The organism is Microcoleus sp. Z1_B2 (assembly GCF_036700325.1).
In the GTDB taxonomy this organism is placed as follows: domain Bacteria; phylum Cyanobacteriota; class Cyanobacteriia; order Cyanobacteriales; family Microcoleaceae; genus Microcoleus.
On record NZ_JAUBOQ010000115.1, the window covers coordinates 1 to 1,348 of the forward strand.

Here is a 1,348-nt window from a genome sequence, read left to right on the forward strand (position 1 = left end):
TTAAAAGAGAGTCTTGATAAAGTGCTTGGAGTAATTGGGTCAAGAAAAAAGGATTGCCACCCGTTTTATTCCAGATTAAATCGGCTATATTTGTTACTTTTTCTGTGCAAGTGTTAAGTGTTTCAGTGACTAATTCCGTCACATTTGCTAAATCAAGCGGTTGCAACACGATATTGTTGACTATTGTACCAGTTTTTTCAAGTTCTTCTACGGTCTGAATTAAGGGGTGGGTCGGACTAACTTCATTGTCTCGATAGGCACCGATTAGCAGCAAATATTCCTGGTCAGGGTCAGTTATTAGTATTTGCATCAACTTTAATGTTGCTGAATCTGCCCACTGCAAATCGTCTAAAAAGATAACTAGGGGGTGTTCTTTTTGGGCGAAAACGCGAATAAATTCTTTGAATACCCGATTGAATCGATTTTGGGATTCTATAGGGGCGAGTTCTGGGACTTCTGGCTGTTTGCCGATGATTAATTCAACTTTGGGAATTACGTCGGCAATTACTTGGCCCTCTGTTCCCACTGCTGTTAAAATTTTAGTGCGCCATATTTCTAATGAAAGTGCACTTTCGGTTAGCAATTGCCGCAGCAAGGAGTTAAATGCTTGGATTAATGAGGCATAAGGAATGTTGCGTTTTAATTGGTCAAATTTGCCGCTGATGAAGTAACCTTTTGACCTGGTAATTGGTTTGCTAATTTCGTTGACTACGGCGGATTTACCGATGCCTGAGTATCCTGATACTAGCATTAATTCGCTTTGGCAATGGGCGAATTTTTCTGTATTTTGGTTTGGTGGAAAAGATGGGGCTGAAAGAGTTTCTGCATTGGGGCGGGCGGGTTTTTCTGTATTTAGGTTGGGTGGCAAAGATTTGGGTGATCCCGACCCTACACGTTCAAATGCTGCTAATAGTTCGTTGACTTGTTGTTCTCTACCGTACAATTTTTGGGGGATCAACAACTGGCTGAGAATATCTAAGCGTCCGGGGATGAATTCGGTAATTTGTCCGGTGGCTTCTAACTGATGCAAAGAAATTTCTAAGTCTGCTAACAATCCGGTCGCACTTTGATATCTATCTTCGGCATTTTTGGCTATCAATTTCATCACTATCTCTGAAAGGGCGACAGGTATTTGTGAATTGATTTGATGGGGATATATTGGTTGAACGGCGATGTGGCTGTAAACTATTTCTAAGGGGTCGTTGCTGCCGAAAGGCAATTTCCCAGTCAGCATTTCATAGAATGTGATACCAAGGGAATAAAAGTCTGTGCGGTAGTCGAGGGTGCGGTTCATTCTCCCGGTTTGTTCGGGTGACATATAGGCTAAGGTGCCTTCGACTGAGTTGGG

The 1,348-nt window shown here is 42.2% G+C and carries 1 protein-coding gene; it reads right to left on the reverse strand.

Annotation, left to right across the window (positions count from 1 at the left end; all coding sequences use genetic code 11):
* On the reverse strand, positions 1 to 1,348 hold a 1,348-nt coding region (locus tag QT984_RS29685), incomplete at both ends, for an AAA family ATPase (RefSeq protein ID WP_333375572.1).